This window comes from Noviherbaspirillum suwonense, assembly GCF_900182955.1.
GTDB lineage: Bacteria > Pseudomonadota > Gammaproteobacteria > Burkholderiales > Burkholderiaceae_D > Noviherbaspirillum_A > Noviherbaspirillum_A suwonense.
Window position 1 is genome coordinate 1 of the sequence record NZ_FXUL01000071.1, and the last position, 1,241, is coordinate 1,241.

At 57.1% G+C, this 1,241-nt stretch carries 1 protein-coding gene; it reads left to right on the top strand.

The features are described 5' to 3' along the window. Positions 1-15: 15 nt before the first annotated feature. The coding region (locus QOL82_RS29125) for an ISNCY family transposase (protein ID WP_283445822.1) at positions 16-1,241 on the top strand (1,226 nt) is incomplete at its 3' end.

Genomic DNA, 1,241 nt, shown 5'->3' on the forward strand with positions numbered 1-1,241 from the left:
CACAGGGAGATCGCGATGAACAAAGCTGGGAGTATCACGATGACGATGCGCGCGCTGGATCAGCTTAAAGTAATTCAACAAGTAGTTGATGGTGGCCTAAAGCCTGGGCAAGCCGCCAGCCGACTGAAGTTGAGTGTGCGTCAAGTTCGGCGCTTAGTACGACGCTACGAAGCGCAAGGCGCTACGGGTTTAGTGTCGTGGCGCTGCAATCGGCCCAGCAATAACCACATCGATGAAGAACTTGCGCAAGTTGCTCTGACCATTGTCCGGGAACGCTATGCCGATTTTGGACCGACCCTGGCTTGCGAGAAGCTGCGTGAGTTACATGGCATTGACTTGTCAAAGGAAACCGTCCGCAAGCTCATGGCAGCCGTCAGTCTATGGATACCACAGAGCCAGCGCCCGGCACGGATCTACCAGCCGCGCAACCGCCGGCATTGCCTGGGCGAGCTGATCCAGATCGATGGCAGCGACCACCACTGGTTCGAAGACCGAGGTCCGGCGTGCACCTTGCTCGTGTATGTGGACGATGCCACCAGCCAGCTCCTGCAGCTGCATTTCACCCAGTCGGAATCGACCTTCAGTTATTTCGAGGCGACGCGTGCCTATATCGAACGATACGGCAAGCCACAGGCTTTCTACAGCGACAAGTACAGTGTCTTTCGCGTCAACCGCAAGGACACTACTGGCGGCAATGGCCATACCCAGTTTGGCCGAGCGCTGTTTGAGCTCAATATCGAGGGCATCTGCGCCAATTCGAGCCAGGCCAAAGGCCGTGTCGAACGCGCCAACCTGACTTTGCAGGACCGCCTGGTGAAGGAACTGCGGCTGCAAGGCATTTCCGACATGTCGGCCGCTAATGCTTATGTGCCGACCTTTATTGCCGACTACAACCGGCGCTTTGCCAAGCCCGCCCGCAACGATTTCGTTGCGCATCGTGCCGTTCGGCCCGATGAAACGCTGGAGCTGATCTTTACGGTGCGGGAGCCACGCCGAGTGTCGCACAGCTTGACCGTGCAATATGACAAGGTGCTCTACTTACTGACCGACACACCTGCCAGTCGGCGCCTCATTGGCAAGTACATCGATGTCTATGAGTATCCCGACGGTCGCATTGAACCGCGAGCCGATGGAGCCGCCCTACCCTATACCGCTTACAACCGCCTTTCTGAAATCAGCAATGGCGACGTTGTTGAGAACAAGCGGCTCGGACACGTCCTTGAGATTGCCCAGTTAGTCCA